The sequence below is a fragment of the Lysinibacillus sp. G1-3 genome (assembly GCF_056322905.1).
In genome coordinates this window covers 64,456-90,880 of sequence record NZ_JBWHYQ010000009.1, presented here as the reverse complement: position 1 = coordinate 90,880, position 26,425 = coordinate 64,456, and the positions used below count along the sequence as shown (strand labels likewise).

Below are 26,425 nucleotides of genomic sequence, written 5' to 3'. Positions count from 1 at the left end.
AGTTATAATATGCTTATTATTATGATTAGACCCTACTCTTTCCCTCTTAGCTCACAATAAAGCCTTTTTATAGGATCAATGTCCACGCCCCCATAGGTTCTAACCTGGGCTACTGATTGAATCTAAATAAAAAAAGTTCAACCAGAAAGATCTGACTGAACTATATAATACGAATACCTCCGTAAATTGAACTAAAATCTCAATTCACAGACTTTCATCCAGTTGTATACATCGAATACACATTAGTTAAATTTTCTACATATTTCTCATCTCATAGATTTTTTGCAAAGTACTAAGGTGCATTGATTTATCTTCGGGAGACGTAGCGAATTTATACCACTCCACAAGCCTGTACCCGAACATAACAAGGATTAGTTCATAGATACAATGTTCAGATACATTGGACATATCCGCGTATTCCGAAAAACCTCTGTAATATGCAGGGATGCAATTTTGGTAGTATTCAATCATATGACAGACGTCCGCTTCATCAGTTATTAAACTCGCGATATCCTCACCCATGTACCCCCATCCGGCGGTATCCCAATCGATAAGTACGATTTCATTATCCGAATAGAATATGTTTGCCACCCAAAAATCTCTGTGGCAAAGCACTATTGGTAACTTTTCGATTCGACTTAATATTTCGTCCGCATTGTTATCAATGTCTATGAGCATTTTACACAGATGCTTCGGGATTTCACAGTCATCTGAGCGTATATAATCATACAAAACATTCCATGACCGATAATGCAGATAGGAATTTTTCATATACTCAACATTGCTTAAATTGGACAAATTCTGTAACACTTCTGGCCTTTCAGTGTACAACCTTCCTTGAAATCGCCCCAATTCCTCTGCTATACGTTCATACATTTCCGAGGTTAGATTTAAGCCTGACACACCATCAATATATTCCATCCACAGTTGAATCTCATCGCCATTTATTTCGGTGTGATAACATTCCGGCCACCGGAACGAATCGGAGAAAACCTTTTTGAAATCCGATGTATAGAGGTCGAATTCCCTACGCCATGATTCCGGATCACCATAACGCTCAAATTTTTTCTGTGTTTTCCAAATCATCTTATACGGCAGATTTTCACCATCAGAAGTTTCAGCCATGCCTGTTACAAGCCGAACAATTCCTATTGTCCCTCCTTGCAACTCTTTAAGTTGATAATCTGCGCGGATTATCGTCTTGTCGAGCATTTTACTCAAAACAAGCGTCAGTATTTCGGGTTTTACAACCTTTTCATCATATTTGTTCATTTTTTGTATCCTCCCTTTTTACCCTTATGTCGCATGTCAATAGACTTTTGTCTCGCCTGTTTATCGATGAGATACTTCGATTTATCATCTACAAACCTGCTTTCCCGCTTCTGTACAAGGTAACGCTCCCATTGCTCTGGTGCCAATGATCCATCAGCAAGGGCAGCAAGAACAGCGCAGCCCGGCTCTGAATGATGGCGGCAATCATTAAAACGACACTGTGTGAATAATTCCTCCACATCGTTAAATCCCGCACTGATCCCGTCGTCCGCACCGAACAGTCCAAGTTCACGCATACCAGGCGTATCAATAACCATCGCACCGGACGGAAGCATAAAAAGCTGACGATGCGTTGTTGTGTGCCGTCCCCGACTGTCGGCCTCTCGGATAGCCTTGACAGTCATCACTTCCTGATTCATTAAAGCGTTTAGCAACGAGGATTTTCCCACACCGGACATGCCGAGTAATACAACGGTTTTTCCTGGTTGCAAATATTCACTCAACTCGTCTAAACCATTCCCGTTGTGGCTGGAAACTGCATGTACTGGCACATCAGGAGCGGCTTTTTTAACTTTAGCTAACGGTATGCTGAAATCCGGGACCAAGTCAGCTTTTGTTAAGATAACGACTGGCTGGCTGTTGCTCTGTCGTGCCTGTGTCAGGTAGCGCATGATGCGGCTGACATTGAAATCCCTGTTTAAGGACGACACGATAAATACGTAATCAAAATTCGTTGCTACTACTTGCTCCAATATAGTTTTGACATACCCTGCTGAATGTCCCGAATAGTTAGCACGGGAAAATTTCGAGCGGCGAGGTAGCAAATTGGCAATGCGGGAAGCACCATTTTCGTTGTATTGCAGAAATACAAAATCACCAACGCAAGGAAAATCCTCCCGAGATACCGCAGTGTGGTAGAAAGCGCCCTTCAATACAGCCGTCACTTCTCCTTGTTCGGTGATGACGGTATATTGCTCTCGCTGTAGTTCTGTAACCCTTCCAGGTATTAAACCTATCGGCGGTGTTTCGGCTGCGATATAGCCGTATTGTCTCAAATCAATCATTGAACCGACCCTCTCCCAAAAATTAAAGTTGTATTTGGGCATAAAAATACCGCAAACAAGCAGCCTCCTAAGAAGCTGCTGTTTCGCGGAGAATAGCCAAAAGTCGACTATAATTAAAAAGGAATACGACTTTCATCGTATCCGCTATCAGCAGTATTCACGAAAGGTTACTGTTTACGGCATAGCAAAAAAACAAGAGTGATATTCCCGCTTGCTCTTATGCCAAGCTATAATAAAAGATTGGAATTCACTATGCCCGATATTCGGTTAAATTAAAACCACCAATATGATATAAGTTGTCATTAATAACATCCCCTTCCACAGGAAAAACCTGGAATACGATTCACTTCTATAGTGTGCCATAACCCTTCACTATAAATCAACAGAAAATTTTGATTATATAAACTTTATCGGTCAGCTACCTCTCCAACTCAATGCCACAACTACCGCATATAACATGAGAAAAGCCACCTTCGCTCTCGATTTGAAGGTGACCTCTCGTGCCGAAGTAACTCAGGAAGCCCACTGCCATTAGTCAGCTTGTCCCTTTAGGGGTTGAAGTCTCAAATTTGTATCTTTCTGTCCATACAGTACATTCTTTGGATTGATAATGATGAATATAACCGCTGCAACAAAATAAAAAATGGCGTTATACATGATTAAATCGAGTAAGTTTCCGTTTATTAGCCCTATAAAAAAATTAAATAATTGATGGATAATGATTGGGATGACTAGATTTTTATTTAAGTTATAAAATGCTGTCATGACGATTTTAATAGACATGATTGCTATCATAAAGAATAGAATATATTTGATTAATTCAATGCCCACAAGCCTTGTAGTAAACCATATGGGCAGATGCCACATACCCCACCAAAATCCAATGATGATCGACGCTTTTAATGGTGAATTCTTCTTTTGAAGCTCAAGTTGAGCGAAACCTCTCCACCCTAGTTCCTCTCCTAATGGTCCAGAAAGAAGGTTTTTAAAAAAGAAGTAAAACAGCATTCCCCAGGAAGAAACAGTAAAAATAGAGTCTACTTCATTATTTTTGGATACGAGAAACAAAACCATCAAAAATATGAAGGTTTGAATCCAAATCGCATTAAGAATCACAGAAAATTTAAGTTTATTGTTGAATTTATCTTTTACAAATTGGATAAAACTTTGCCCTGGATAGATTTTTTTAAATAGAATTGCAAATGCAAAGGTTGAAGACCATGCTGATATGCAAAACATTACATCAATAACCCACGCAGGAAATCCTAACATGCTGATGACTCCTACAACACAAAAAAGTGGCAAAAAAATGATATTGGTTAGTAGAATAAAATTGGCTACTGGTTTTTTTAGTTTCTTTTCTTTACTCATGCATATTCCCCGCTTCAAACTAGTATTTCATAAATATATTTACGAATACCTTTAGCCTAAACCTAGGGGTTGCTCACAGGTCAATACTTTTCCCACCAAATAATTCGACGAAAAAATACCCTTCAAAAACAATGAAGGGTAAAAAATATATTCTTTCTATTCATCAAAATATGTAGTTTTTATATTTTTCTCGTCTAAAAACTTTTCAATTTTTAATTGCTGCCTTCCATTCGCTTTAGAAAAATGCTCTGAAGCAAAATCTGATATTTCTGTCAAACTACCATTTTCAACCGCACCAACAATCTCCTCTTCAAATTGTGTTAAAGTTTCCCTGATGGAAGATACAAATTCGTAAATTGTCTTTGAAGGTTCTTTATAATCATCAGGGATAGTATTATTACTTAAAAAATCTTTGAAATTCGCATCATTCTTTTTTCCTTCATCCATTAATTTTTTTAATTTTTCCCAATCTGATTCAGTAGCATCCTCATCTTTATAAACGATTGTTTGCATTTCTTCATCGATTACATGACTATAATCCATATACTTTTTTATACTTGCTTTCATTTCATCTTCACTAATAGTTTCATTCTTTTTATTAGAAACAAATAGATCGTCTGGAATTTTAACAGGCACATTGCTAGCTGAATTTTCCTTACTTTCTTTTTTGCTTTCTTCTTTAGGCATTGTATCTTGTGAACAACCATACATGACCACAATTGAGAATGCCATTAATAAATATAAAAAAATTCTTTTCATCTTAATCTCCTTTTCAATTTATTAAATATTTCTTGTATAGTAAAGCTATTATTGCTAGCCCCCTTATTCGAACATCTCGAATCGTCTATAAATGAATTAATCTAAAAAGGGTTTGCTTCGCTTCACGGTGTACTAGTTGAATAGTACACTATGACTGTTGAGTTTTCAAGTATTAAATTCAAAAAAAAGGAAGAACCTATAAATAAATGGCTCTTCCTTCGTGAATTTAAGTTGAATAACGTACGCCTCTTTAGCTAAGGAGCGTGAAACAATAATGATCACTTGATAGGTGCATAAATCTCTAAAAATACCCGTTCCAGTCCATCTTCATAAGTGGTCAGTAATAGATTTATATAAACTCGCCCCAATAGTTCATACCCTTCTTCTATTGCAAACTTTCTTAAATTCGCTTCCACGGGTTGATCAATACTTTTTCCACCAGTTGACCATCTTCCATCTTCAATAATTGTATAAATACATTTTGGATGAGATAGAATTTCACCTTCTATTTCTTCATCTAGGTCTTCCACTTTTCGTATAATTATATACTTATCTTCTATAATACCTTCTTCGTTGAATTGGATGACTCTTCTTAAAGATGTAAGCGTAACTGCTTTTTTTAAGTTGTCTGCATTCTTTTTTAAAGTGTCATATTCTTCATACGCAGTAAAATGTTCAATTTCCCCCTTTATCGCTAAAGGTTTCATTTCCTTAACTATGTATTCTCCTGAAAATTGTTTGATTTTCTTACAATCTTCTTTTACTATTTGAATCTTTTTCAATAGAAGTTTTTTATATTCTATTTCCAGTAAAACCTCTTGTTCTTTTTCTTCTAGTAATGATTGAATTCCATCGATACTCTTACTCTTTCTTAATTCCTGAATTTTTTTAATTTCAATATCAATTTCTCGATAGAAATTTACTGTTGTAATGTCATAAATATCAAATTGACTATATTTTCTATACCCATTCTCACTATTTTGCTTTGGCTTTACTAAATCCTTTTCCTCGTAAAATTTCAAGGTATCTCTAGATACACCTAAAAAATTAGCTACTTGCCCAATTGTGTACATTTTCTCACCCTTTAACAATACAATTTCTATAATCGATATACCTATTTTTCCTATCAAAGGAAAAATAGGCAACTGTTATTCTCCAAGGAAATTTCTATAGATTCTATCCTACCGAGACTTTCCGACAGTACACTCAGGAGAAATGACATCCCACTTTCCAAACAGCGTCAAACCTGCCGTTTTAGCTAGGAACGTTGAAGCCTCGTTATCGAGTTGGCATCTGTACTGTGTTTCGTAACCCTGCTCAAAGGCGTACTTACTAATTGAACGCACTACTTTGCGAGCATGACCTTTTCCTCTAAAAGATGTCAAAGTCAGTACGCCGAGGTCTGCAATTTGAGTATCTTCTTCCCAAGGATACATGCTAGCAGCACAAACTAATCGATTATGCTCAAAAGAACCGTATACCGCCCAATGATCCAATTCCACATAAGCATCATCCAAATCTTGTTCCGACGCGGATGACTCGAACTCAGAGAAAACTGCATCATCTTGCTCTGTTAATTGGCGCAATGACCCTTCCAAACTTTCTTGCAGCAAAACGGTCTTTTCAGCTTCTGAAAAATAGAAAATATAATCTGCACCATGTAGTGTGACGCCCGCTTCCTTTAATTTCTGACGGAAGACCAGATCAGACAGTTTTCGTCCTTTAGAAAGGTCTAATTTATCGGCCATCCCAGGCGTCAAGACTGCCCAAAACCGGCCGTCAGTCGTTTCCAGCACCATGAGTCTACTATCTTCACTTAGATCTGAGTTGATAGTAATCGTAAATTTTCCATCGTTATAGATAATGTCTCCGTTTAAAAATTGCGATTTCCAATAGTCAGTTATCGTCGGTGAAAATAAATGCATACTTATACCCCCCTACAATTTCTCAAGTATTACCCTAAACCAATCTCGGTATTGAGCGAGCACGATTTCAAAATTAGTTTAGGGTTTTAAATGAACTTCTGAAATCTACCTTTCCCTCTTATATGTGATTTAGCTATGGTGCGGAGAAATAAATCGTTCGCGAACGTACATTCAGGATATTTCATTTGCTATTTTCTAGACTCTATTTTAATACATTTCTTGCCGATTCGATAAAGGCCCTCATCGATGGTGAAATCCATTTTTCTTGATGCCACAGCATTTGAGTAGCGAATCGTATTTCCGATAAATCCCAAGGTAAAGCAATCAGTTCTCCCCGCTCCAACTCTCCCTTTATCGCCATTTCAGGTAGTAAGGCAATGCCGAGCCCAACCATCGTGCATTGTTTTATGGCTTCTACACTATTAAACTCCAGCTCGGTCAAGCTATCGGCACCCTTTCTCAGTAACGTTCGATAGAAGAAAGCTCGATAAGAGCAGCCTTTTTCACTTAATAAAATTTGCTCTCTATTAAAATCTTCTATGCCTAATGTAGAGCGTGTAGCTAATGGATGGTCAGGTGAAACTACCATAAAAAATGGTTCACCCAATAAAAGCTCTGTATGAAGATCTGTAGATATGACAGGTTCATCCAGCATAAAGACCACATCAACATTTCCTTCTCTCAAACTTTGTTTCAAATTATCACTAGACAAGGGCCTAAATAAAAGACGAACGTGCGGATATCGTTCACGAAAAAGCCGGAGCAAGGCGGGTAACCGATATGTACAGAGCACTTCGTCTGCACCGATTATCACCGTACCAGTTAATTCTTCGCTCTGACTTGAAACATACCGAGCCTCCTCAACATCATTTAAAATTTTATTGGCATAGGGCAACAACTGGTGGCCTGCATCTGTTAATACAACACTCTTGCCCCAGCGATCCAATAGCTTAACGCCCAATTCTTCCTCTAAAGCCTTGATTTGCATGGTTACAGTAGACGGAACATAGTTCAATACTTCGGCAGTGCGGCTAAAACTGCATGTGGAAGCAAGCGTCCAAAATGTTTTAAGTTGGCGGATTTCCATTGACAACACCTCTTAAGTTCAAAAACATTGAATGTTACAATCAAAAACGTTTCGTTGATTTGATGGTAGCAGTGTCGTAGAGTAAAAATCAAGCTTCAATACCAAATCTTGTATAACAAAGGAGATTCGAATCATGAAAGATTACGAAATTTATTCACTAGGAGATGTCATACTGCAATCAGGTCAAAAGCTACCTCAAGCCTTTCTTGCCTATAAAACGTATGGTACTTTAAATTCTGCAAAGTCCAATGTAATTGTCTATCCTACCTGGTTTGCTGGCCAACATACCGATAATGAGTGGCTTATTGGCCCCGGTAAAGCACTCGATCCTGACAAATATTTCATCATTGTGCCTAATATGTTTGGAAATGGGTTATCTTCCTCCCCAAGCAATACACCAGCCCCTTTTGACAGAGCGAATTTTCCGCTCATAACGATTTATGACAATGTCCGACTACAACATCAGCTCGTAACAAAGAAATTTGGTATTTCTAAAATTGCTCTAGTCGTTGGCTGGTCACTGGGGGCGCTGCAAACCTTTCAATGGGGAACTAGTTATCCTGAGATGGTCGAGCGGATTGCACCATTTGGCGGAACAGCAAAAACTAGACCACATGCTCAAGTTGTTTTTGAGGGGCTTATTGCAGCATTGCAAGCAGACTCCAATTGGAAGGAAGGCTTCTATGATTATCAGCCTGTAGTAGGGCTTGCTGCGATGGGACGCGCCTATGCTCCTTGGGGGTTTTCTCAAGCTTATTATTTAGAGCAACTCTATGAGTCAGAGGGATATTCGACGTTAAATGCATATCTGAAAGACTATTGGGATCAAGTGTTTCTTTCTTTTGATGCCAACGATTTGATTGCTATGCTCCGTACTGGAATCACCGGAGATATTAGCGCTAACACCGAAGACTACAGAAATTTTGAACAGGCATTAAACAAAATCACTGCTCATGCTCTTGTTATGCCAGGATCGACTGATCTGTTCTTCCCTCCTGAGGATAATGCATATGAAGTGAAACATATGCCTAATGCTATATATCAGCTAATCGAATCCAAATGGGGACATTGCTTTGGAATCGGACAGAACGAACTTGATTCCCTTGTGATAGACAACTATCTGAAACAATTTTTGCAGTTGGGATGATTAACTTTACGTATTCTAATAACAGAGAAGTAGATAATGCCCTTCTCCATAATTTTTTCACTTACAATAATAAAGTAAAACTTTAATCAGTGTGGGGTTTGCTTCTTCCCCACTGATTATTAGTCTTCACCAATCGGACTTTTACTGGCAGTTCATCTCCCACCTATCTTCTTTGCTTTCGCCAAATTTTAAGGTAAGAATCTGGTACCTAACGCTTCGTTTACGGTACAAATAAATTACTGCCCTTTAATGTAAACATAGGCTATTCAACTAAAAAGATACACGATCAAACTTGCTAAAAAATCTCACTCTGTTTTACCATGGTTAAGCAATGATAAGGGAAAGTATCTCTTACTCTTACACCATCTTGACTATACCTTTATCTAAGGAGTGGTAAAATTGGCGCGTGTTTTATTTAGGCTGTTTTCCAAAAGATTGTTGCTGTTAAAACTAAAAGACAGATTTAATCTACAAAATGTGTAGGATAAATCTGTCTTTTCGGTTTGATATTTCGTGAATCGAAAATTTAACGAAAGCTCTAATTAGTTGAAGAAAAACATTCATTATTTTTAAAATATTTTACTTACTTCTATGTAAAATAACTATTTTCCTCGTGGCCAAATGAAATATGCAATAGATATGATAAAATCAATTCCCAGTACTAAAGACCATACTTTTAGTGTATCAAAAAGTATAGAGCTACGGTCCGCATCATTTACTAGGTATATCAATATTAATAAAAATCCTGCTCCGATGATATATGCAAATAAATGCTGAAAAGACCCTTTCAAAGAATTACGAGCATATGCGAAACCAGTCTTTTTTTCAGGTTTTGTTCCCTCTTTTTTAATGTAGTATAAGAACTTTTCATCAGCCCAACGAACGATACTCTTTCCAAAAGCAATCGACACACCTAAATAGATAGCAGCAATTGCGTGAGACTTAGTTGCATTTCCACCCTTTAATAGATCTATAGCAGTTACGATTAACAGAAACAAATCAATCACGGGTGTTAGAAGTAAAAAGAACGATCCCATTTTTTTAAAGTTATATACATAACGTAAAGTTAGACCGAGTATTATAACAATCCAAAAACCAATTTCTGCTGCAATAATTGACCAAGTAATAAAATTCAATTAACCACCCCACACTTTTACTTACAAAAAATCTAGTAGTATTAAAATTATATATTGTATATTAAGGAGAAATAATAAAAAATTCCAACTTTTATCAAATTAACCATATTAATTCAACGAAAACCTCTTTTGCTTCGCTAATTGAATAACAGTAAACCACTGAATCCGCTTAAAAAGCATCTGATAAATGGTGCTCTTTTCCTTTTCTTATTACTTCAATTGTGAAATAGTTAGATTTTTGACAAGTTGAAATAAGCATTTGCTCTACCCGATTTTCAAATGCCAAGTTTTTATGTAACTCAAGCCAACGATACCAGTAAAGGTAACTATCCAAATAATACGTACCAACGCCCTGAAATCGTTCCATCCATCCTTTCAAATGGCGATGGAAGTTATTAACGTGTTGTATATGGAATATCCCTTTTTTTACTCGTTGATTTTGATTAAGATTAACTGTTTCGTGTTTAAGATTTTTTGCTGCTGCAAATTTTTTATAATTGGTAGCGGTATCCGTGCATAACAAAGAAGAATGGGCTATATAATCCCCGAGGAGCTCATTTCGCGAGGAGAAGAGGTAGTGTTCTTTACGATAGAAGCTTTTCGGGAGCGTATTGAGAAGACAGGAGCGACTGTGCGCACGTTTGATGGCCAAAAATTTATTAAAGCCTTTATCTCAGGCGGAAGAACTCATTTGCTCGAAAGGGTCAATGGACTTTTACTTACTGCAGATATCGTCATCCCTAGCGTACTTGAACAGAATGGAGAACATTTTGATTACATCATCCACGATTCTATGCTTGGTTGTGGGCATTTACTTGCCAAAATCCTGAAGCTGCCGGCAATCAATTCGTGTACTTCTTTTGCGGAAACCAAACTATCATTCGATCAAACATTAGAACATCTTTCACAAAACGTCCTATTTATATATCCTTCTGTACGGTCTTAATTCAAGCCATTGATTTCTATAATCTATGTTTAAAGGCATTCGGGAATACTGAGCATGCCGTTGTCATGTCGATTGGGGAACAAACCCCACTTGATGCATTAGGAGAAATTCCTGAAAACCTCATAGTGAAAAATTATGTACCACAAACAGATTTGCTTCAATACACTAAATTATTTATCACACATGGCGGCATGAATAGCACCAATGAAGCTCTCTATAACGGGGTTCTGCTAATCGTTATCCCACTAAGTGAAGCTGCCAATTATGTGTTAAATACCCATTCCATCCATAAAGCTGTTGCAAGCATTAAAGAATGCTTCCAACAATCATTATGTTAATTCATTTAAGTAGTTTTTGTGTTCTGACGCTTCGCTTTCGCACAAAAAACACTTGTTGCTGACGCTTCGCTTTCGCACAAAAAACACTTGCTATTACATCACATCAACCTTTACGTAAAATCTAGTTCGTCTCATTCAAAAAACACAACGAATATCAAAACCCCTTTTAATTCTTCACTATAATTATCTATAGGAGTGATGCATGATGAACAACATGATTCAGGATATGATTGATTGGATTGAGGAGCATCTGTTTGAGGGGTTTTCCCTGATGAAACTAAGTGAAGCAATGGGCTATTCTTCTTATTACTGTTCCTTTAAATTTCATCAAATCACAGGCATAAGCATTAAACGCTATATGACCCTTAGAAAAACCTACCTTTCTTCAATCAGTCTTAGTGAAACAGATGAAAGGATCATTGAAATAGCGATTAAACATGGCTATTCATCGCAAGAAGCATTTTCCCGAGCTTTCAAGGAAATATTCGGCGTTCCCCCCAACGCCTTTCGTTTATGTCCTGAACCATTGCAATCTTATGTAAAGCTCACTATGAATGAAGCGAGGGGTTATTATATGGATATTTCAAAAAAATTAAGAATTGAAGATTTACAAAAACATGTGGATGAACATTTTGATTATGAAATATTACATATTTTAAATGGACAAATGATGTATGAAGAATTCAGCTCTCAACAATTAATGGGAAAAAGCGATTACGCACCATTTAATGAGGCGATGTGTGTACACGACACCGTTAAAACAATTTTTAGCGACTCCTTCAAACAGGTTCGAGCTGCAGGGCATCAAGTCTCACTTGAGCATTACGAAGACATTACAGTTGTCCCACTTGAAAAGACCTTATTTTCAAAAAAATATCAATGTATCGTTCTTTGGTTTGATGAAGATATGTTTTGTCAGATGAACTTAATAACCATGTTAGCGTATTTAGAACAAATAGCATTTAAAGGAACGATTTACTATCATGCGGTGAGAGAACAAACATATGATGTGCAAGAAACTGACATAACATTAGGTAGCTATTACAATCTATATGAAGCAGTGTTAATAGACCACTGTATGCCAGATGTAGAACTGATGCCTGTTATGTATCAAGGAATCAAATTATATTTAGAACTATTGAAAAGCGACAACGACATCACAAAATATATCCAAACACATCAATATCTACCTCACGATGAAATTGTACAAAACCTACTACACCTCTTCCCTCAATATGGTTTAGGGGATTCTCAATATTTAGAATTAATTAAAGCAACGCAAATTAAAGAATGAGCATGCTTACCCCTCTCCCCTTTAGAGTGGTGAAGAGTTGCAACCCAAACTCTTCATCGCTCATTTTTACACTATGAAAAAAAAGTCATCTACTTTGTAGTTATTTTCAAACAGCATCATTGACAATGCATTAGATTTTTTCAATCTGTAATAATGCATAAAATTTGTCAGGTAATACAAAGCCAAAGACTGGGGTGTACTGAATGAGGAATATAAAAGTTGTAGATTATAACCAACCACAATTGGAGCAGCGACTATCAAAAAGAGGAACGTTCTATTAGAGCGATCCTTCAAGATGAATTGGTGAATAGTTTTCATATTGGAAGCACGTCAGTTCCAGGTCTGAAAGCGAAGCCAATTATAGATATGTTACTAGTAGTCAATGATATTCATAAATTGGATTCACTTTCCAAGCGATTTCAAGAGATTGGATACGAAGTTAAGGGCGAATTCAGGATAACTGGAAGAAGATATTTCCGTAAAGGTGGCGATCGTCGTACACACCAAATCCACGCTTTTCAATATGACAACATGGAAGAAATAGAAAGACATTTAGCATTTAGAGATTATCTCCGAGAGCATCCCGAAGTTTGCAGGCAGTATGGAGAAATAAAGAGCCAACTTGCCAAGCAGTATCCAAATGATAGTGATGGGTATTGTAATGGGAAAGACGATTTTATTAAAAGTGTTGAAAAAGATGCTATTAAATGGCATTGGTCTGTCCGTTAATTTGAATCTTCATTTAGCGGCTAGAAAGCGATCCGGCTCGTTAGAGGAACGCTTTCTAATCTCCCTTTTTAATCTGCTTCCACTACTAATCTGTCATTTTTCTCATCACCCACTCAATCGGTCCTCTTTTATATTTTTTGCTCCATAAAACAGAAAAGAAAATACTTGCTACGAAAAATAATATTGTAAATACTAATGAAAATGCTAACGTTTGGTTTTCTAACCTATTGAATAACGCCAATATACCCACACCGATGAATACATGGCTTACATAATGCGTTAATGTTAATTGGCCTGTTTGAATAAGTGATTTTATCAACCATTGTCCAGCAAACCTTTCTACGATATAAACAGAAGCGACAATGACAAAGATCGAAGATGCGGAATTTGATAAGATATATAAAATATTTGGAGGAATTGGCCCTGTTTGAAACAAAAATTCAGCACTTTTTACATCTAACACCGATAGCGATAGTCGCATTAATAGTTTTGAAAGTACCTCTATTGTTATTAGTAGAATTATAGAAATAAACAACATTTTGTTTCTTACAGCTTTCTTCATTAAATCAAGTCTGCCAAGGATCATTCCAAGCAAAAAGAAACAGAGCCAAGGGAATAATGGGTGATATCCATTAAACAAGAGATTTCTTAGAAAACCTTCGATCGTCCAAAAATCAAGATATTCCATAAACGGTTGTTCTGGATGCCATCCCTTCAAATAATTCATTGTCCCTTGTAAGGCTTGCGAGGTGATTAAAAAAAGACTAGATAGGATGACCATGATTTTTGTAGAAGCTACGATAAGGAAGGATGCCATCAACATATAAACACCATAATAATGGAGAATATCTCCAGTCCAATCAGCAACATATAAAAGTAAACCTAGAATAAAGAGAAAAGCGGAACGTTTCCATAATTTCATCCTATTCTCTTTAATAGTAGAAAGCTCAACGCTAATTCTAGCTTTTCTTGTCATCAAGGCAACTCCGATACCAGCCAACGTAACAAAAGTGGCAGACGTTCTTCCATCGAAAAGTCCAGTAAACCATAAAAGCCAATCTGGCCCTCTCCCTGCCGCTCCCATAATGATTTTAAAATTGACGATAAGCATCCCAAACATAGCCAAGGCTCGAGCGAAGTCTAGCCCCTCAATCCGTTTAGATTGTAACGGTTCTGTCATAACTGTTCCTCCTTCTGTTAATACACCATCACTCTAAACTATAGGGTTGACCTAATGTCAAACCAACTTTTGTTTGTCCACCACTCAATTCATTTCCCCAAAAAATACGTTAGGTTTATCGCATGGAATTAATCTTTCTTTCATTCTCATTGATAACTGTAAGAGGTTTTATCTTAGGTTTATTGGTTGACATTAGGCTAGCCCTAGAGTTTATATTTATTTAGAGAAGAGGGATATTATGGATGAAACAATTACAATAAATCAATTGGCTAAAATATTTGGTATCAGTCATCATCAAATACGATATTACGAAGAAAAAGGGCTCTTATTCCCATCCTACACGGATAATAATAGATATCGAAAATATTCGCTGAAGGAAATTTATCAACTTGCTCAAATATTAATGTTGAGAAACTTAAATCTTTCAATCGCACAAATTAAAGAGGTTTTAACTTCGTATGAAAAAAGTGATTATTTGAAGTTATTAAAAGAAAAATCAATAGAAGTTTCCGATGAAATAAACAAACTACAAAAAATAAAAAAGGTAATTGATCACCATTATGTAAATATTACAAACCAAAAAGTAAATTCAACAAAATACTTAAACAATAAACATTTAGAAAAAATAATCACTTTAAAAACAAATGAAACTTTATCAGCCAAGGATATGTTTAAATTTCAATTATCAAAACAATTTTTTTATAATGATATTATTTATGTTTTTGAAGAAGAGGAATACCATATATGTACAGAAACAGAACGGAAAGCTGATTTCATCATGAATGAAGGTAAATATAGTTCAATATTTATTGTAGGTGAAACAGATGATGAAATTGAGGAACAAATAGCATCCATTATCGACAAAAATAGTACCCCTATCTATATAATGGAGCTCTCAAGTGGCATTTTTACTAATAGTAATATTCTTGAGTTAGAAGTTCTGATTCCCGAAAAAGATGAAGGTAAAATTTATTAGAATAGTAACTACACGCTAGAAAATGTTATATCTGTTCATCCGGAGCCAAGGATTTCGAAAGCTGTTATTGCAGTAGACAAGGAATTTTGCTCGTACTAAACAACTTTACGGGCTCCATCATTCATAATGATAACGGCTCACATATTGAACACAATCGTTCAACATGTGAGCCGTTTTTTATACTGAATTATACATTCATATCTGTAATAGCAGGAATATTTATCTCTTTCACACATGAAACTGGTGATAAATTAATCACACATTGGACAATGGCTACAATATCTTGTACAGGAATACGTGTACCTTCGTACAATTTAATTGCTTTTTCAGCCCCTTCTTCAAAAGGTACTTCAGCAGCCAGTTCTCCTGGATTAATACACGTTACAGCGATCTTATCTTTTCTCACATGCTCGCGTAAAGCATTTGTAATACCTCGCAAGCCAAATTTAGATGTCACAAACGAAACTTGCGCATTATTCGTATGATCTAAACCTGCTGTCGATCCTATTAAAATTATTTTTCCACTTTCGGCCTGTCTTAAATTAGGTAATAGCGCCTGAATATATGTAATCGTGGAAGTTAAATTAATATTAATTAAGTTTGCAATATCCCCAATCTCATCATTATCAAACGTATAGTCATCTTCAAAACCACGCTTTTCCCATACTCCAACATTATAAATACAAACATCAATAGCAACGCCTTGCAAACTTTCCTTTAAAGCAGGAATATGTTGTTGACTAGATAAATCAATAGGGAGCCATTTCCGATTTACCCCATCATTTATATCTAAACTACTTGGTCGTGTTCGAGAAACCATCCATACTGTATCCCCTTTTGTTGGTAACCCCTTTACAAATGCATCACCTAATCCTTGGCTCGCTCCAAATATAATAAAGTTCTTACTCATCCAATCACCCTTTCTATATAACTACAACGTAAGTATAGTTAATACAAAAACTAGTAACAACTAATGTGATTTATGGAAATATTAAGGTATCAAAAAATCGTTTATTTTAACATACAAAAAAAGAATCCATTTTGACAATAATCAATCAAAATAGATTCCTTCAATACAATAAAAGAAACGATGAACAAATCCATTTTTGTTATTCAAAATCATTTACCCCTAGAGACCTTCTAGCAATAAATACAGATTTCACTAGGATTAATCATTTTTAGGGATGAACCAATAGTTATCTTGATTATTTTCATCCATGTATTTTTTAAACTCTGGAGAATTATAGGCGTCTTTTACAGCTTTTGCCCAATCGGTATCTTTATTTTTTTCATCCACTACTGCCACTAACTCGTAATTTTTCACAACATCTTCTTGCAATAATGCAATTTTTGCATCAATTCCTGAAGAATACACGATACTTCCTGGGATTACACCATAGTCCAAGTCTTCTAATGTACGTGGGATTTGAGCCGATTCCATTTCTTTAATTTCTAACTCATATTTATTTTCAACGATATCCTCTGCTGTTGCTTGAATTGGATCTACACCGTCTTTAATTTTAATCCAACCTGCTTTTTGTAAAATTGCATATGCACGTGCTGCATTTGATGGATCTTGAGGAATACCAATTACGTCGCCTTTTTTAACCTCATCTACTGATTTCTTTATACCAGGGAATAAAGCAGCTGGAACTGTTGGCACAGCTGTTACAGCAACAAGAGTTGAGCCACTTTCCTTATTGAAATTGTTCATGTAAGCTGTATGTTGGTCCACGTTTAAATCAATACCACCATCCGCTAAAGCAACATCCGCTTGTCGTAAATCTGTAAATTCCGTGTCTTCCACTTTATATCCTTCATCTTCAAGAATCGGCTTTACGGCTTTTAAAAATAATTCACTATAAGGTCCTGGTGAAGTACCAACTTTAATTGTTTTCTTCTCATCTGATGAGCTTGAGTCAGAATCTGAATTCCCGCAGGCTACTAAAAAAATAGCAAGCGATACTATAAGAAATGCTGAAATATATTTTTTCATAAACGTAAGACCCCTTTTTTATTGATGTCTAATTTTTTTCGCTAAATAACTGCCTAGCGTTTGGATAAGTTGCACAATAATAATTAGAATAACGACAGTTAAAATAATGACAAATGTATTAAAGCGTTGATAACCGTGTGATATGGCTAAATTACCTATTCCACCGCCCCCAACTGTACCAGCCATCGCCGTTGCTCCAATCAATCCAATTGTTGCGGTTGTTAACGTTAATATAATAGAAGCAAGTGCCTCAGGAATTAAAAAATGTCGTACAATTTGTAAAGGCTTCGCGCCGAAAGATTTTGCTAATTCGATAATTCCAGGATTCACTTCTAATAGAGATGTTTCCACTAATCGTGCAATAAATGGAGCAATGTAAATAATAAGCGGAACGATCGCTGCCTCCGTACCATATGTTTTTCCGACGATTAAACGTGTGAACGGAACGATCGCTACGAGCAAAATAATAAACGGTAACGAACGAATAATATTAATGATTGAATTTAAAATGAAATAAACAATTTTATTTTCTTTAATACCATTTGGCCTTGTGAGTACTAAAAACAGTGCAAGTGGTAGCCCTAATAACGTTCCAATTAATAACGAAACAGAAACCATATAAACAGTTTCGGTCATAGCCTGCCAAATTATATCCGGGGAAATCCGATTCATATTTTCACATCCTCTACAATGACATTAAACTCTTTAATAAATGCTTTAATTTCTTGAATGATTGACTCATTTGCAGAAAATGCGATAGTAAAGATGCCTAAAGTAGTTCCCTCTAGTTCTGTAACATTGGCAAAGACAATATTGCTTTCTACATGATTGAAACGTTTATTTAGTTGATATAATAACGAGCTAGCCGTATTTTCTCCTAAAAACTTTAACCGTAATAAAGTATACGACTGTTGATTTTTTTGATAAAAGTCCAATAAGTCTTTTGGAATTTTATTAGGAATAACCGTTTCTACAAAATCTTTAGTAGTTTGTTCTTTCGGTTGACCGAATACTTGAATAACATTTCCTGATTCTATTAATTGACCATTTTCGATCACAGCTACTTTATTACAAAGGTCACGAATCACTTCCATCTCATGTGTAATTAATAAAATCGTTATATTAAACTGTTCATTGACTCGTTTTAACAATTTTAAAATTGATTTTGTCGTTTTAGGATCGAGTGCAGAAGTTGCCTCATCGCATAATAAAATTTCAGGATTTGTAACCAGCGCACGCGCTATCCCAACACGTTGCTTCTGACCTCCAGAAAGCTGGTTCGGATAGTTTTTATCTTTATCTTCTAACCCTACAAAGGAAAGCATTTCTTTCACTTTTCTTTCAATTGCTTCTTTACTTTCATTACGGAGTTTTAATGGCAAAGCGACATTGTCAAAAACATTTTTAGACTCAAGTAAATTAAAATGTTGAAAAATCATACTAATTTTTTTCTTATTTAAAATTTTCTCATTTGGACTTAATATTTGAATATCCTTTCCGTCTACGATGATTTGTCCAGAAGTCGGATTTTCTAAGCCATTTACCATCCGAATTAATGTACTTTTACCCGCTCCACTATAGCCAATAATTCCATATATATCACCTTTTTGAACTTCTAGAGAAACATCATTTAAAGCGACTACTTTCTTTTTCTTTTGATAAAATTCTTTTACGATATGTTTAAAGACAATCATGGTATTCATTCCTCCAGATTAATTTGCCACTAAACAGAGAATATGCGCTCCATTCTATTGATTTTCATTTTTAATCAATCAAGAAATGATTAGCTATTTTCAAGAATATTTCCCCTGTATTGAGTAGTGCTCGTTCATCAAAATCAAATTTTGGATGATGGTGAGGATATTGTGTATTTGGTTCCTCATTATGAGCGCCTACATAAAAGAAATTTCCGGGTTTTTCTTGTAAATAGTAAGCAAAGTCTTCCGCTCCTAACACCGGTTCTTTTTGAATAAAAGCACTATCTCCAAACTGTTCTTTAATGAATTGCTCCACAATTTTAGCTTCTTCCACCGGATTAACTAGTACTGGGTAACCATGTAAGTAATCTAATTCAAAATCTATATAATTTGTAATCTTTAACCCTTCTAGAATTGCTCGGATTTCCTTTTCTATCTGAGCACGAACATCTTTATTTAATGCACGAACGGTTCCTTCTAAAACAGCTGAATCTGCAATTACATTGAAGGCATTTCCAGCATGTATACTTCCTACTGTGACAACGGCAGCTTCTGTTGGGTTAATACGACGACTAACGATTTGTTGTAGGTGTTGAACTAGTTGTGTTGCGGCAATAATGGAGTCTTTCGTTTCATGAGGTCGAGCTCCATGCCCGCCTTTACCGAAAATTTGAATCGTAAAAGCATCAACTGAGGCCATTGTTGCACCTGAAGCAGTTGACAGCTTGCCAACTGGAAGGTCTGTCGCCAAATGTGCACCAAATACATAATCCACTCCATCTAAAACCCCTTCTTCAATCATAAACTTCGCCCCACCTGGTGGTTTTTCTTCTGCTGGTTGGAAAATAAATTTAGCTGTTCCATGAATACTGTCCCTATGTTTTTGAAGAACTTTTGCCACCGCGAGTAAAGCAGCCGTATGTCCATCGTGACCACAGGCATGCATAACGCCAGGCACTGTGGATTTATATGTAACTTCTTTTTGATCCTCGATAGGTAATGCATCAAAATCTGCGCGAAATGCAATCGTTTTTCCATATTCACTTCCTTGAACAATTCCAACTACACCTTTATCACCAACATTTTCTTGCACAGAGATTCCATAGCTTTTTAATGTATCCGCGATAAAGCGGGATGTTTTTTCTTCTTGAAAAGAAAGCTCTGGGTTTTGATGTAAATAACGACGATTTTCTACTATTTCTTCAAATAAGCGGCTCAACTCTTTTGATAGTATTTCAATAGTCAATTCTTAACCCTCCTCGTATTGATTAATCATTCGATATATTCGAACAATTAATACGATTTTAAACATATAAAACCAATAAGTCAACTATGTTTTATTTAATTGTCATCCATTCCAAAATAAAACAACCATCCACCTCGATTGAATCTCGAGACCAGATGGCTGCAAAAGTCTGTCTATTTGATAGGGATAAGTTTTCATTAATTAGGCTGTTACCGGCAAAAAAAGATTGTAAAACTATTATCTAATCGTTTTTTTCACTTTCCCGAATATGAAAACACTGCTTATTATGCCAAGCATACCAAATAACAAAACCCATATATTCTTAAAAAGAAGTCCATAGATGGTCATTACACTACCAATAATTCCACTTGAAAAAGCACTGGATACCATAGAACTTTTTGTTGGTTTAGGGAATTGAATAGAGGTTCCTAAATTTTTATTTCCCCATTTACAAGCTGCATCCATAATATTTTGTAGTTTGTCTAACATTCTTTGTATCCTCCTATTTTTAAAATACGATAAAAGAAAAAAATGCATTGGACATTGCACCTAGATAGGCCAACATTGAAAATGATAAACAAACCATTCCTGCAATCTTTTTCGCCTTCTGTTCTCTATTCTTCTTGGACATTAAAACTAACCCTAAGATTAGTAGGAAGCTTGCAAAAATTATATTCATTGCGATAAAGAAAGGTGCTGTTTCTTTTAGAAAGTCTATAATACGCCAAAATAAATCCATTGATATCTCCTCCTATATTTTTTGCAATAGAGCCTTTACTCAAAAATGCTTGCTACCAACTGCTTCGTCATAAATTGAAATGCAGCTAAATGATCACAGTTCTTTGAAATTCCTTCTTTACTTGCAATGCTTGAAAGAAGAACGGTGAAGGTAGAAAAGGCTAAATTTTCAGGAACCTTTAGTTTAAGATTTGCTCGTTTGATTGCTGTACGAAAAAGTTCACTACTATCAAATATTAGTTTTTCTTTCATTTCCTCCGAAAGTTTACTATAAAACGAAGTGAAATCAGTCGTTTTCACGTCATAAAGAAATGGTTTGCTTTCGTATTCATAGTAAAGCTGGATTATGGCAGTTTCAAAGCCGGACTTTTCGGGGCATTGTTCAATTCGCTCAATGAAATTTTCATAAATAGTATCTTGAATGTCATACATAACTTCAAAAAAAAGTTCTTCCTTACTTGAATATAAATTATAAAAAGTACCTGTTGATATTTCTGCTTTCTTACACAAAGCGCCAATGCTTGTTTCTTTATAACCCGGAGAAATCCAAAATGCCATGCACTCATCTTTCAATTTACTTTTAATCAGACTTTTATCTTCCTCTGAAAAAACTTTTTTCCCCCTTGCCATAGATGATCTCCTTCTTTCGTGAATATTATTTATGAATATTCATAAAATATATTCATATGATAGCATCGAAACCAAATTTTAACAAGGTATTAAATTACAAATTATTTCAGACCGTCACCATTGCTTGTAATTTCATTAGATATAAAAAGCCAACATTTTGAATAATGTACCTTCAAAACGTTGGCTTTTCTTTCATTTTTTTAATTTCCCCCACATATTCACAAGCTTTTGTCACGGTAAATGCTAAGGAAAATACTTCCTCCATTCCTTTCCATATAACTCAAGCTTTTTCTCTTGCCCGCTGCGTATCTCTTATATTCTTTTGAACTGTTATAGCTGCAAATAAACTAAGAACAAATGCCATCCCAAAAAATCCTTTTTCGCTTAAAACAACACTTCCTGCATTGTATAAACCGATGGCCATTAATGAAATAGATACAATCAGGGCGAACCAGCTAAGACCATAATAAATAGTAGTAACTGGTATTCCCTCATCTTTATCTCTAACTGCTTTTTGTAAAGATATCGCAGAATAAAGTCCGAATACTAATACTGCAAAGTAAAATCCTTTTTCGTTCAATTGCATAGTTGCGTTAAACAAACCTATTAGATAAGACGCAACGCCTACTAATAGCGCTGCCCACGAAGCCCCTTTGAAGGCCTGAGTCGGTTCTCCCTCTTTCCGTTCTTCTTTTATTTTTAAATCATTTCGTTTTTCTTTATCTACAAAAACTTCATTATCATCATTCAATTTTCCGCCTCCATATTTTAGTCTAATAAAAATGGAGCACCAGGGACATTGTAGTGCACCCAGTACATAGAGCTGCATAAAGAACCTGCCATTAAATTGAAGAAGAAAAAACGATCTTCGTAATTAAAGTATATGCTCATTGGCATGAAGAAGATAACTACACAATCTTTAGGTTTTCTCGCTTTATTATGCCGCCACATAACTGTATCCGATATCGGCTTGTACTTAGGCCTGCAAAAGGTATTAGTGTACATCTTAAATAAGTTGAACTAGCTCTTGATTTAATACAACTTTATGAAACATCCAACAATCAGAGTATTCCGTACCAATTTCATGATCATGCAAGCAAACCCTGTTCATTCCATCACAGCCGTCAAGACCACAACAACGATTTAATCTACTGCTGTCTGAATGGTGGTTTGAATTGATTAAATCTTTGATGTTTATAATGATAGATCCTTTTAATATTTCATAAGCTGTTTCCTCTTGAATTAAATAGAAGCCTCTAGGAATATAATCTTGGCCATCGTTTTCATTAATCAAATTCAGGTCTTTTAATTCCGTTAATGGCTCAGAAATTTCTAAATTACATACTTTACAAATTAGTTTCAACTTGCCGTTTCCTCCTTTTATATGAATATGTGTTCCAGTCAATGCTAGAAATACCCGTTAGCCAACCATATAGCGCAAAACAAGCGCTACACAACAGACAAGTTACCCTCTTTCATGAGAGAATGACTAAACGAAATAACTCATTCCTAAACAGAATATTGTAAAGAAATTACTGTATTTTTATTTTGAATGCATCCGTTTGAAACCATAATATTTCTCATTGGAATGTTATCAACTTGAGTCATGCCTAAATAAGACGTTGCTTTAAATTCATTCTTCAATCTGCATAATCCTATGGAATGTAAGTCCCTTCCCAATCCTGACCCGAGAAATTCTGGATGTATACCTATCCAAAAAATACGTCCTTCATTATCTGTATTTGGTTCTAATGAGGAAAAACTACACCAACAGGTTCATTGTTAACTTTATACACTGTAAATATTTCCTTTACTTGCGATGGGAGTTCGGTGCTCATTCCAGTTAAAAACTTTTCTGCATCAACAATACTTGTACCCATCACTTCAGATAAAAAAGCGATAGAGTTATTGTCAGAATATGACCATACTTCAAATTCTGGTAATGAAACATTTAATGGTGTCATTAAAGATCTCTTATACACAACCCTTTCACCAACAATCTCCATTCTTGACCTAGTACAATGTAAGTTATCTAAAAGAATTTTAGGACACTCTAACTTAACTTGTTTCAAACTACTACTTTGTATTTTATCTAAAAGTTCATTTATTAGCACATCTATTTCAGAAGCAAGATGAAGTCTATTCTCTAAAATTTCTAAAATAATTACAGTATCACTTTTTAGATTATGTACGCCAACTCTTTGTAAATATTGAAGCAGTTGATCCAAGAATTTTCACCTCTTTTTTATGTTCTTCCACTATTCTACACTGTTAGTGAAAAAAGCGATTGCTCTAATTGAACAATCGCACTTGATAGTGTAATAACGAATTAGATATACTTTTCCATACTACAAGCTGATCATAGCATTGTTCCAAATACAACCACTGTATATAAATATTTATTAATCATTAGCCATCTTCCTTCCCAAAGTTTAATCTACTTTCTTAGATGATTTGACTCTCTTTGAGTTCCATCTCCAAAATAAGATTAACGAAATGGCTATTATTAAAATCACAAGTTCAAAATCTAAATCCTTATCATGCTTGAACAACATTTTATAGCCTAAATTAACCTCTTTTTTCGGTTTTAGACCTTCCCCAAGTAAATGTTCATAATCATTATTTGATTCTACTAAAACAACTGGACTACAAGGACTATTAAAGTAGTTCCCTTTTTCTTCGTTCAAATAAATAATGTAGTTTTTCCCCTTTTCAAAGTTATAAGCCCATGTAAAATCAGCTTCAAAAATTAATTGGGAATTCACTTCTGTTTTCCAACTTTTCTCAATATCGATCGAGACATACTTTTTTGTCTCTATTAGTCCTGTGAATCCTTCTCGTACACTATCATTTTTCACATCTAAAACCGTCCCAACGATTGCAGTATCAAAATGGTTAATAGCTGGTCCTTCTAATTCAACACAACTCAAAGCATGGCTTTGAATTGGAATAATTGTAGTTAGTGATATAGACATCATTATTATCAATAGTATTAATCTCATATTCCCTCCACGTAGTTAAATTTAACCAATTAGACGTCTTTGTTTGACTTTACGTTTCAAGAGGTATTACCACAAATATGGAAATATTAAAAAGATGTTCAAAAAGGAGAGCCTTTTTGAACATCTTTACTTTACTTCAATGGAATATTCACTTCAATATTATTTCCAATAGGATTGAAGAAATAGTTTATATACATTTTGGCTTTGCCATCATAATCTTCAAATTTCTCCGTCCCATAAAGGTACTCATCATCATCTGAGAACGTGCTACCTTTATATTCTAACGTCGTGCCATCTCCTTTTACAGCACTATTTACAAACGAATGTGCCCTTCTATCATCCCATATCTTTGCGGCAAATGATACACCTTCTTGCGTTACAGAAATATCCCAATCCAAATAATCGGGCTTCGTGAGTACTTCTTTTGTGCCAAAATCAACTTCGATAAAATCCTTGCCCTTTGGAACGGCATGAACAGCTCCAATTAATAGTTTGAGTGAATCTGAATCATGGAAATAATTACTTTGTAAATTTAGCGTGAATTTGCCGTCGGGACTATTTCCGCCTAATGACAAGCCATTTTTAACTTTTTCTTCTCTTCGCTCCCCATCTTCCGTCTCGACCACAATATTCTCAAGCGATAAAATTTGCATCGTATTCGCTTCATCTAATTCAATATCGAGTGCCATTCTTAATGGTGAACTGCGAATTTCTGTAATCGTAAATTTCTGACCATTGACATTTACTGTACGATTTGCGGTAATAGTTTTCTCTTTAGCGATTTCATTTTGTAGCGAAAACGGTACCGATATTTCTATGTTCCCCTTATCTTTTTCATAAAAATGAAAAACCGCTTTAAAATCCTTTGAAGCATAAGCGAAAGGCTCTGAAAAACTATAATCTACCGAAGAAGAAATGCGTGTTTGATGTGATTGATGGCTTGTAAATGAACCTCCGCCTTTAATTTCTTCATCCCCTTGGTACAATTGAACTCCCTCCAAGTGTAATTCCGACATATCAAATGAGGCATCGGCGTCATAGTAAAGTACTAATCCCGTATTATCTGCAATCACACCTTGCAATGTAAGCGATAGACCATTTTTAGACTGCGTCTCATTGATTTCTTCATAATAGTCATTGTCCACAATATCTTTTATCCCTTTATCTCTAACAACCGCAGATACAATTACTTGAAAGCCAGGTATTTTTGCAACATGGCTAGCAATCGTTGGAGAAACACGAATTGAAAATAAAAGGCTTAGGCACAGCAAAAAGGCTATTGCAACCGAAGAAATGCGCTTCTTTGTTCTTTTTTCTCGTTGAACTTTACGAAACATATCCATCCGTACTTGTTGAAGTTTCTCCTTTGGAACGTCAATCGGTAGTTTACTCATAGCCAGTCCTCCTTTTCTCCAGCGAAGTTTCTAAGCTTCTTTAGTATGTAATGAAGCTTAGACTTTACAGTCCCCTCCGGAATTTGATTGAGCTCAGCAATTTCTTTGTTTTTTAGTTGCTGAAAATATTTCATATAGACGAGTTGCTGCTCCGACAAAGATAAATGTTCCAATAACCGCTCCATATCAGAGTAGATAACCCATTCAACTTGGTGATGCTCCTTAATTGAAACGGTTGGTTGGCGTTTTCGCAAATGGTCTTTACAACAATTGATTAAGACGCGCACGAGCCATGTTCTGGCATATTCGTGCTGTTTAACGGTATGCATTTTTCTCAGTGCCTTATAAACTAGGTCCTGCATCACGTCTAAAGCGTCTTGCTCATTTTTCAGATATGTAAAAGCCAGGCGATATAAAATTTCTTCATCCATTTCAATAAGTGAAAGTATCGCTTGATGATCCCCACGAATAGCACGCTACACGATTTCACATTCCATC

27 protein-coding genes and 2 pseudogenes are annotated in these 26,425 nt (G+C 35.6%); 5 read left to right on the top strand and 24 right to left on the bottom strand.

Annotated features, from left to right (window positions below):
* Positions 1 to 255: 255 nt before the first annotated feature.
* The 7 genes from ACVYAD_RS11125 to ACVYAD_RS11095 form a co-directional block, all read right to left on the bottom strand.
* Positions 256 to 1,272 carry an aminoglycoside phosphotransferase family protein gene (locus ACVYAD_RS11125; RefSeq protein ID WP_476426472.1) on the bottom strand — a complete coding sequence of 339 codons (1,017 nt, stop codon included), beginning with the start codon at positions 1,270 to 1,272 and terminating at the stop codon, positions 256 to 258.
* Positions 1,269 to 2,336 (bottom strand): ribosome small subunit-dependent GTPase A, encoded by a 1,068-nt coding sequence (gene rsgA / locus ACVYAD_RS11120; protein ID WP_476426470.1) that lies wholly within the window; start codon positions 2,334 to 2,336, stop codon positions 1,269 to 1,271. The genes ACVYAD_RS11125 and rsgA overlap by 4 nt, the downstream gene beginning before the upstream one ends.
* Positions 2,337 to 2,867: 531 nt before the next feature.
* Positions 2,868 to 3,707 carry a lysostaphin resistance A-like protein gene (locus ACVYAD_RS11115; protein WP_476426468.1) on the bottom strand — a complete coding sequence of 280 codons (840 nt, stop codon included), beginning with the start codon at positions 3,705 to 3,707 and terminating at the stop codon, positions 2,868 to 2,870.
* Positions 3,708 to 3,863: 156 nt separating this feature from the next.
* Complete coding sequence (locus ACVYAD_RS11110) at positions 3,864 to 4,466, bottom strand: NDxxF motif lipoprotein (RefSeq protein ID WP_476426467.1); 603 nt, start codon at positions 4,464 to 4,466, stop codon at positions 3,864 to 3,866.
* A gap of 278 nt (positions 4,467 to 4,744) precedes the next feature.
* A complete protein-coding gene (locus tag ACVYAD_RS11105) occupies positions 4,745 to 5,539 on the bottom strand; it encodes a MerR family transcriptional regulator (RefSeq protein ID WP_476426592.1) in 795 nt (264 codons plus the stop codon).
* Between the two features lie 108 nt (positions 5,540 to 5,647).
* The gene (locus ACVYAD_RS11100; RefSeq protein WP_476426465.1) at positions 5,648 to 6,391 is read right to left on the bottom strand and encodes a GNAT family N-acetyltransferase; all 744 of its coding nucleotides are present in this window, start codon (positions 6,389 to 6,391) and stop codon (positions 5,648 to 5,650) included.
* Between the two features lie 202 nt (positions 6,392 to 6,593).
* A complete protein-coding gene (locus tag ACVYAD_RS11095) occupies positions 6,594 to 7,478 on the bottom strand; it encodes a LysR family transcriptional regulator (RefSeq protein ID WP_476426463.1) in 885 nt (294 codons plus the stop codon).
* A 133-nt stretch (positions 7,479 to 7,611) separates the two neighbouring features.
* On the opposite strand from ACVYAD_RS11095, the gene ACVYAD_RS11090 reads away from it, so the two are divergent.
* On the top strand, positions 7,612 to 8,625 hold the full coding sequence (locus ACVYAD_RS11090; RefSeq protein WP_476426461.1) for an alpha/beta fold hydrolase: 1,014 nt from the start codon (positions 7,612 to 7,614) through the stop codon (positions 8,623 to 8,625).
* A 602-nt stretch (positions 8,626 to 9,227) separates the two neighbouring features.
* On the opposite strand, the gene ACVYAD_RS11085 is transcribed toward ACVYAD_RS11090, so the two are convergent.
* On the bottom strand, positions 9,228 to 9,761 hold the full coding sequence (locus ACVYAD_RS11085) for a hypothetical protein (protein WP_476426459.1): 534 nt from the start codon (positions 9,759 to 9,761) through the stop codon (positions 9,228 to 9,230).
* Between the two features lie 169 nt (positions 9,762 to 9,930).
* Positions 9,931 to 10,314: pseudogene (locus tag ACVYAD_RS11080) on the bottom strand (IS1595 family transposase); the annotation flags it as partial.
* Between ACVYAD_RS11080 and ACVYAD_RS11075 the strand changes: the two are divergent.
* The 3 genes and pseudogenes from ACVYAD_RS11075 to ACVYAD_RS11065 all read left to right on the top strand — a co-directional run bounded on the left by ACVYAD_RS11075 (position 10,291) and on the right by ACVYAD_RS11065 (position 13,068).
* Positions 10,291 to 11,045: pseudogene (locus tag ACVYAD_RS11075) on the top strand (nucleotide disphospho-sugar-binding domain-containing protein). The pseudogenes ACVYAD_RS11080 and ACVYAD_RS11075 overlap by 24 nt on opposite strands.
* A gap of 205 nt (positions 11,046 to 11,250) precedes the next feature.
* Entirely contained in the window at positions 11,251 to 12,339 is a 1,089-nt protein-coding gene (locus ACVYAD_RS11070) for a helix-turn-helix transcriptional regulator (RefSeq protein ID WP_476426591.1), read from the top strand.
* Between the two features lie 225 nt (positions 12,340 to 12,564).
* Positions 12,565 to 13,068, top strand: coding sequence for a GrpB family protein (locus ACVYAD_RS11065; protein ID WP_476426590.1), 504 nt, complete (start codon positions 12,565 to 12,567; stop codon positions 13,066 to 13,068).
* An 85-nt stretch (positions 13,069 to 13,153) separates the two neighbouring features.
* Here the strand turns inward: ACVYAD_RS11065 and ACVYAD_RS11060 are convergent, their stop codons facing one another.
* Positions 13,154 to 14,248 (bottom strand): DUF418 domain-containing protein, encoded by a 1,095-nt coding sequence (locus ACVYAD_RS11060; RefSeq protein ID WP_476426457.1) that lies wholly within the window; start codon positions 14,246 to 14,248, stop codon positions 13,154 to 13,156.
* Between the two features lie 238 nt (positions 14,249 to 14,486).
* Here ACVYAD_RS11060 and ACVYAD_RS11055 point away from each other — a divergent pair, with 238 nt between their 5' ends.
* Positions 14,487 to 15,224, top strand: coding sequence for a helix-turn-helix domain-containing protein (locus tag ACVYAD_RS11055; RefSeq protein WP_476426455.1), 738 nt, complete (start codon positions 14,487 to 14,489; stop codon positions 15,222 to 15,224).
* A 187-nt stretch (positions 15,225 to 15,411) separates the two neighbouring features.
* Here the strand turns inward: ACVYAD_RS11055 and ACVYAD_RS11050 are convergent, their stop codons facing one another.
* The 14 genes from ACVYAD_RS11050 to ACVYAD_RS10985 all read right to left on the bottom strand — a co-directional run bounded on the left by ACVYAD_RS11050 (position 15,412) and on the right by ACVYAD_RS10985 (position 26,358).
* Positions 15,412 to 16,134 carry an SDR family NAD(P)-dependent oxidoreductase gene (locus ACVYAD_RS11050; protein WP_476426453.1) on the bottom strand — a complete coding sequence of 241 codons (723 nt, stop codon included), beginning with the start codon at positions 16,132 to 16,134 and terminating at the stop codon, positions 15,412 to 15,414.
* A gap of 258 nt (positions 16,135 to 16,392) precedes the next feature.
* Positions 16,393 to 17,220: a MetQ/NlpA family ABC transporter substrate-binding protein gene (locus tag ACVYAD_RS11045; RefSeq protein WP_476426451.1), complete on the bottom strand. Its 828-nt coding sequence runs from the start codon at positions 17,218 to 17,220 to the stop codon at positions 16,393 to 16,395.
* Between the two features lie 18 nt (positions 17,221 to 17,238).
* Positions 17,239 to 17,892: a methionine ABC transporter permease gene (locus ACVYAD_RS11040; RefSeq protein WP_349658421.1), complete on the bottom strand. Its 654-nt coding sequence runs from the start codon at positions 17,890 to 17,892 to the stop codon at positions 17,239 to 17,241.
* Positions 17,889 to 18,923: a methionine ABC transporter ATP-binding protein gene (locus ACVYAD_RS11035; RefSeq protein ID WP_476426449.1), complete on the bottom strand. Its 1,035-nt coding sequence runs from the start codon at positions 18,921 to 18,923 to the stop codon at positions 17,889 to 17,891. Before ACVYAD_RS11035 ends, ACVYAD_RS11040 begins: the two co-directional genes overlap by 4 nt.
* Before the next feature lie 61 nt (positions 18,924 to 18,984).
* The gene (locus tag ACVYAD_RS11030; RefSeq protein WP_476426447.1) at positions 18,985 to 20,163 is read right to left on the bottom strand and encodes a M20 metallopeptidase family protein; all 1,179 of its coding nucleotides are present in this window, start codon (positions 20,161 to 20,163) and stop codon (positions 18,985 to 18,987) included.
* Between the two features lie 237 nt (positions 20,164 to 20,400).
* A complete protein-coding gene (locus ACVYAD_RS11025) occupies positions 20,401 to 20,652 on the bottom strand; it encodes a hypothetical protein (protein ID WP_476426445.1) in 252 nt (83 codons plus the stop codon).
* Positions 20,653 to 20,671: 19 nt separating this feature from the next.
* The gene (locus ACVYAD_RS11020) at positions 20,672 to 20,902 is read right to left on the bottom strand and encodes a hypothetical protein (protein ID WP_476426443.1); all 231 of its coding nucleotides are present in this window, start codon (positions 20,900 to 20,902) and stop codon (positions 20,672 to 20,674) included.
* 35 nt (positions 20,903 to 20,937) lie between these two features.
* Positions 20,938 to 21,531, bottom strand: a complete 594-nt coding sequence (locus ACVYAD_RS11015; protein WP_476426441.1) for a TetR/AcrR family transcriptional regulator — start codon at positions 21,529 to 21,531, stop codon at positions 20,938 to 20,940.
* A gap of 280 nt (positions 21,532 to 21,811) precedes the next feature.
* The gene (yiaA, locus tag ACVYAD_RS11010) at positions 21,812 to 22,282 is read right to left on the bottom strand and encodes an inner membrane protein YiaA (RefSeq protein WP_476426440.1); all 471 of its coding nucleotides are present in this window, start codon (positions 22,280 to 22,282) and stop codon (positions 21,812 to 21,814) included.
* Between the two features lie 255 nt (positions 22,283 to 22,537).
* Positions 22,538 to 22,894 (bottom strand): hypothetical protein, encoded by a 357-nt coding sequence (locus ACVYAD_RS11005; RefSeq protein ID WP_476426438.1) that lies wholly within the window; start codon positions 22,892 to 22,894, stop codon positions 22,538 to 22,540.
* A 385-nt stretch (positions 22,895 to 23,279) separates the two neighbouring features.
* Positions 23,280 to 23,759, bottom strand: a complete 480-nt coding sequence (locus ACVYAD_RS11000) for a hypothetical protein (RefSeq protein WP_476426436.1) — start codon at positions 23,757 to 23,759, stop codon at positions 23,280 to 23,282.
* Between the two features lie 204 nt (positions 23,760 to 23,963).
* Positions 23,964 to 24,533, bottom strand: a complete 570-nt coding sequence (locus tag ACVYAD_RS10995) for a hypothetical protein (RefSeq protein WP_476426434.1) — start codon at positions 24,531 to 24,533, stop codon at positions 23,964 to 23,966.
* Positions 24,534 to 24,664: 131 nt separating this feature from the next.
* Positions 24,665 to 25,927: a DUF4179 domain-containing protein gene (locus ACVYAD_RS10990; RefSeq protein WP_476426432.1), complete on the bottom strand. Its 1,263-nt coding sequence runs from the start codon at positions 25,925 to 25,927 to the stop codon at positions 24,665 to 24,667.
* Positions 25,924 to 26,358, bottom strand: coding sequence for a sigma-70 family RNA polymerase sigma factor (locus ACVYAD_RS10985; RefSeq protein ID WP_476426430.1), 435 nt, complete (start codon positions 26,356 to 26,358; stop codon positions 25,924 to 25,926). Before ACVYAD_RS10985 ends, ACVYAD_RS10990 begins: the two co-directional genes overlap by 4 nt.
* Positions 26,359 to 26,425 lie beyond the last annotated feature (67 nt).

What these genes read in the sequence shown, in the direction of transcription:
- ACVYAD_RS11055 (WP_476426455.1), top strand. Translation starts at nt 14,487, where the DNA reads ATGGATGAAACAATTACAATAAATCAATTGGCTAAAATATTTGGTATC.
- ACVYAD_RS11045 (WP_476426451.1), bottom strand. Translation starts at nt 17,220, where the DNA reads ATGAAAAAATATATTTCAGCATTTCTTATAGTATCGCTTGCTATTTTT.
- ACVYAD_RS11050 (WP_476426453.1), bottom strand. Translation starts at nt 16,134, where the DNA reads ATGAGTAAGAACTTTATTATATTTGGAGCGAGCCAAGGATTAGGTGAT.
- ACVYAD_RS11015 (WP_476426441.1), bottom strand. Translation starts at nt 21,531, where the DNA reads ATGGCAAGGGGGAAAAAAGTTTTTTCAGAGGAAGATAAAAGTCTGATT.
- ACVYAD_RS11110 (WP_476426467.1), bottom strand. Translation starts at nt 4,466, where the DNA reads ATGAAAAGAATTTTTTTATATTTATTAATGGCATTCTCAATTGTGGTC.
- ACVYAD_RS11035 (WP_476426449.1), bottom strand. Translation starts at nt 18,923, where the DNA reads ATGAATACCATGATTGTCTTTAAACATATCGTAAAAGAATTTTATCAA.
- ACVYAD_RS11020 (WP_476426443.1), bottom strand. Translation starts at nt 20,902, where the DNA reads ATGGATTTATTTTGGCGTATTATAGACTTTCTAAAAGAAACAGCACCT.
- ACVYAD_RS11125 (WP_476426472.1), bottom strand. Translation starts at nt 1,272, where the DNA reads ATGAACAAATATGATGAAAAGGTTGTAAAACCCGAAATACTGACGCTT.
- ACVYAD_RS11070 (WP_476426591.1), top strand. Translation starts at nt 11,251, where the DNA reads ATGAACAACATGATTCAGGATATGATTGATTGGATTGAGGAGCATCTG.
- ACVYAD_RS11060 (WP_476426457.1), bottom strand. Translation starts at nt 14,248, where the DNA reads ATGACAGAACCGTTACAATCTAAACGGATTGAGGGGCTAGACTTCGCT.
- ACVYAD_RS10985 (WP_476426430.1), bottom strand. Translation starts at nt 26,358, where the DNA reads ATGGATGAAGAAATTTTATATCGCCTGGCTTTTACATATCTGAAAAAT.
- ACVYAD_RS10995 (WP_476426434.1), bottom strand. Translation starts at nt 24,533, where the DNA reads ATGAGATTAATACTATTGATAATAATGATGTCTATATCACTAACTACA.
- rsgA (WP_476426470.1), bottom strand. Translation starts at nt 2,336, where the DNA reads ATGATTGATTTGAGACAATACGGCTATATCGCAGCCGAAACACCGCCG.
- ACVYAD_RS11095 (WP_476426463.1), bottom strand. Translation starts at nt 7,478, where the DNA reads ATGGAAATCCGCCAACTTAAAACATTTTGGACGCTTGCTTCCACATGC.
- ACVYAD_RS11040 (WP_349658421.1), bottom strand. Translation starts at nt 17,892, where the DNA reads ATGAATCGGATTTCCCCGGATATAATTTGGCAGGCTATGACCGAAACT.
- ACVYAD_RS11115 (WP_476426468.1), bottom strand. Translation starts at nt 3,707, where the DNA reads ATGAGTAAAGAAAAGAAACTAAAAAAACCAGTAGCCAATTTTATTCTA.
- ACVYAD_RS10990 (WP_476426432.1), bottom strand. Translation starts at nt 25,927, where the DNA reads ATGAGTAAACTACCGATTGACGTTCCAAAGGAGAAACTTCAACAAGTA.
- ACVYAD_RS11105 (WP_476426592.1), bottom strand. Translation starts at nt 5,539, where the DNA reads ATGTACACAATTGGGCAAGTAGCTAATTTTTTAGGTGTATCTAGAGAT.
- ACVYAD_RS11025 (WP_476426445.1), bottom strand. Translation starts at nt 20,652, where the DNA reads ATGTTAGACAAACTACAAAATATTATGGATGCAGCTTGTAAATGGGGA.
- ACVYAD_RS11100 (WP_476426465.1), bottom strand. Translation starts at nt 6,391, where the DNA reads ATGCATTTATTTTCACCGACGATAACTGACTATTGGAAATCGCAATTT.
- ACVYAD_RS11090 (WP_476426461.1), top strand. Translation starts at nt 7,612, where the DNA reads ATGAAAGATTACGAAATTTATTCACTAGGAGATGTCATACTGCAATCA.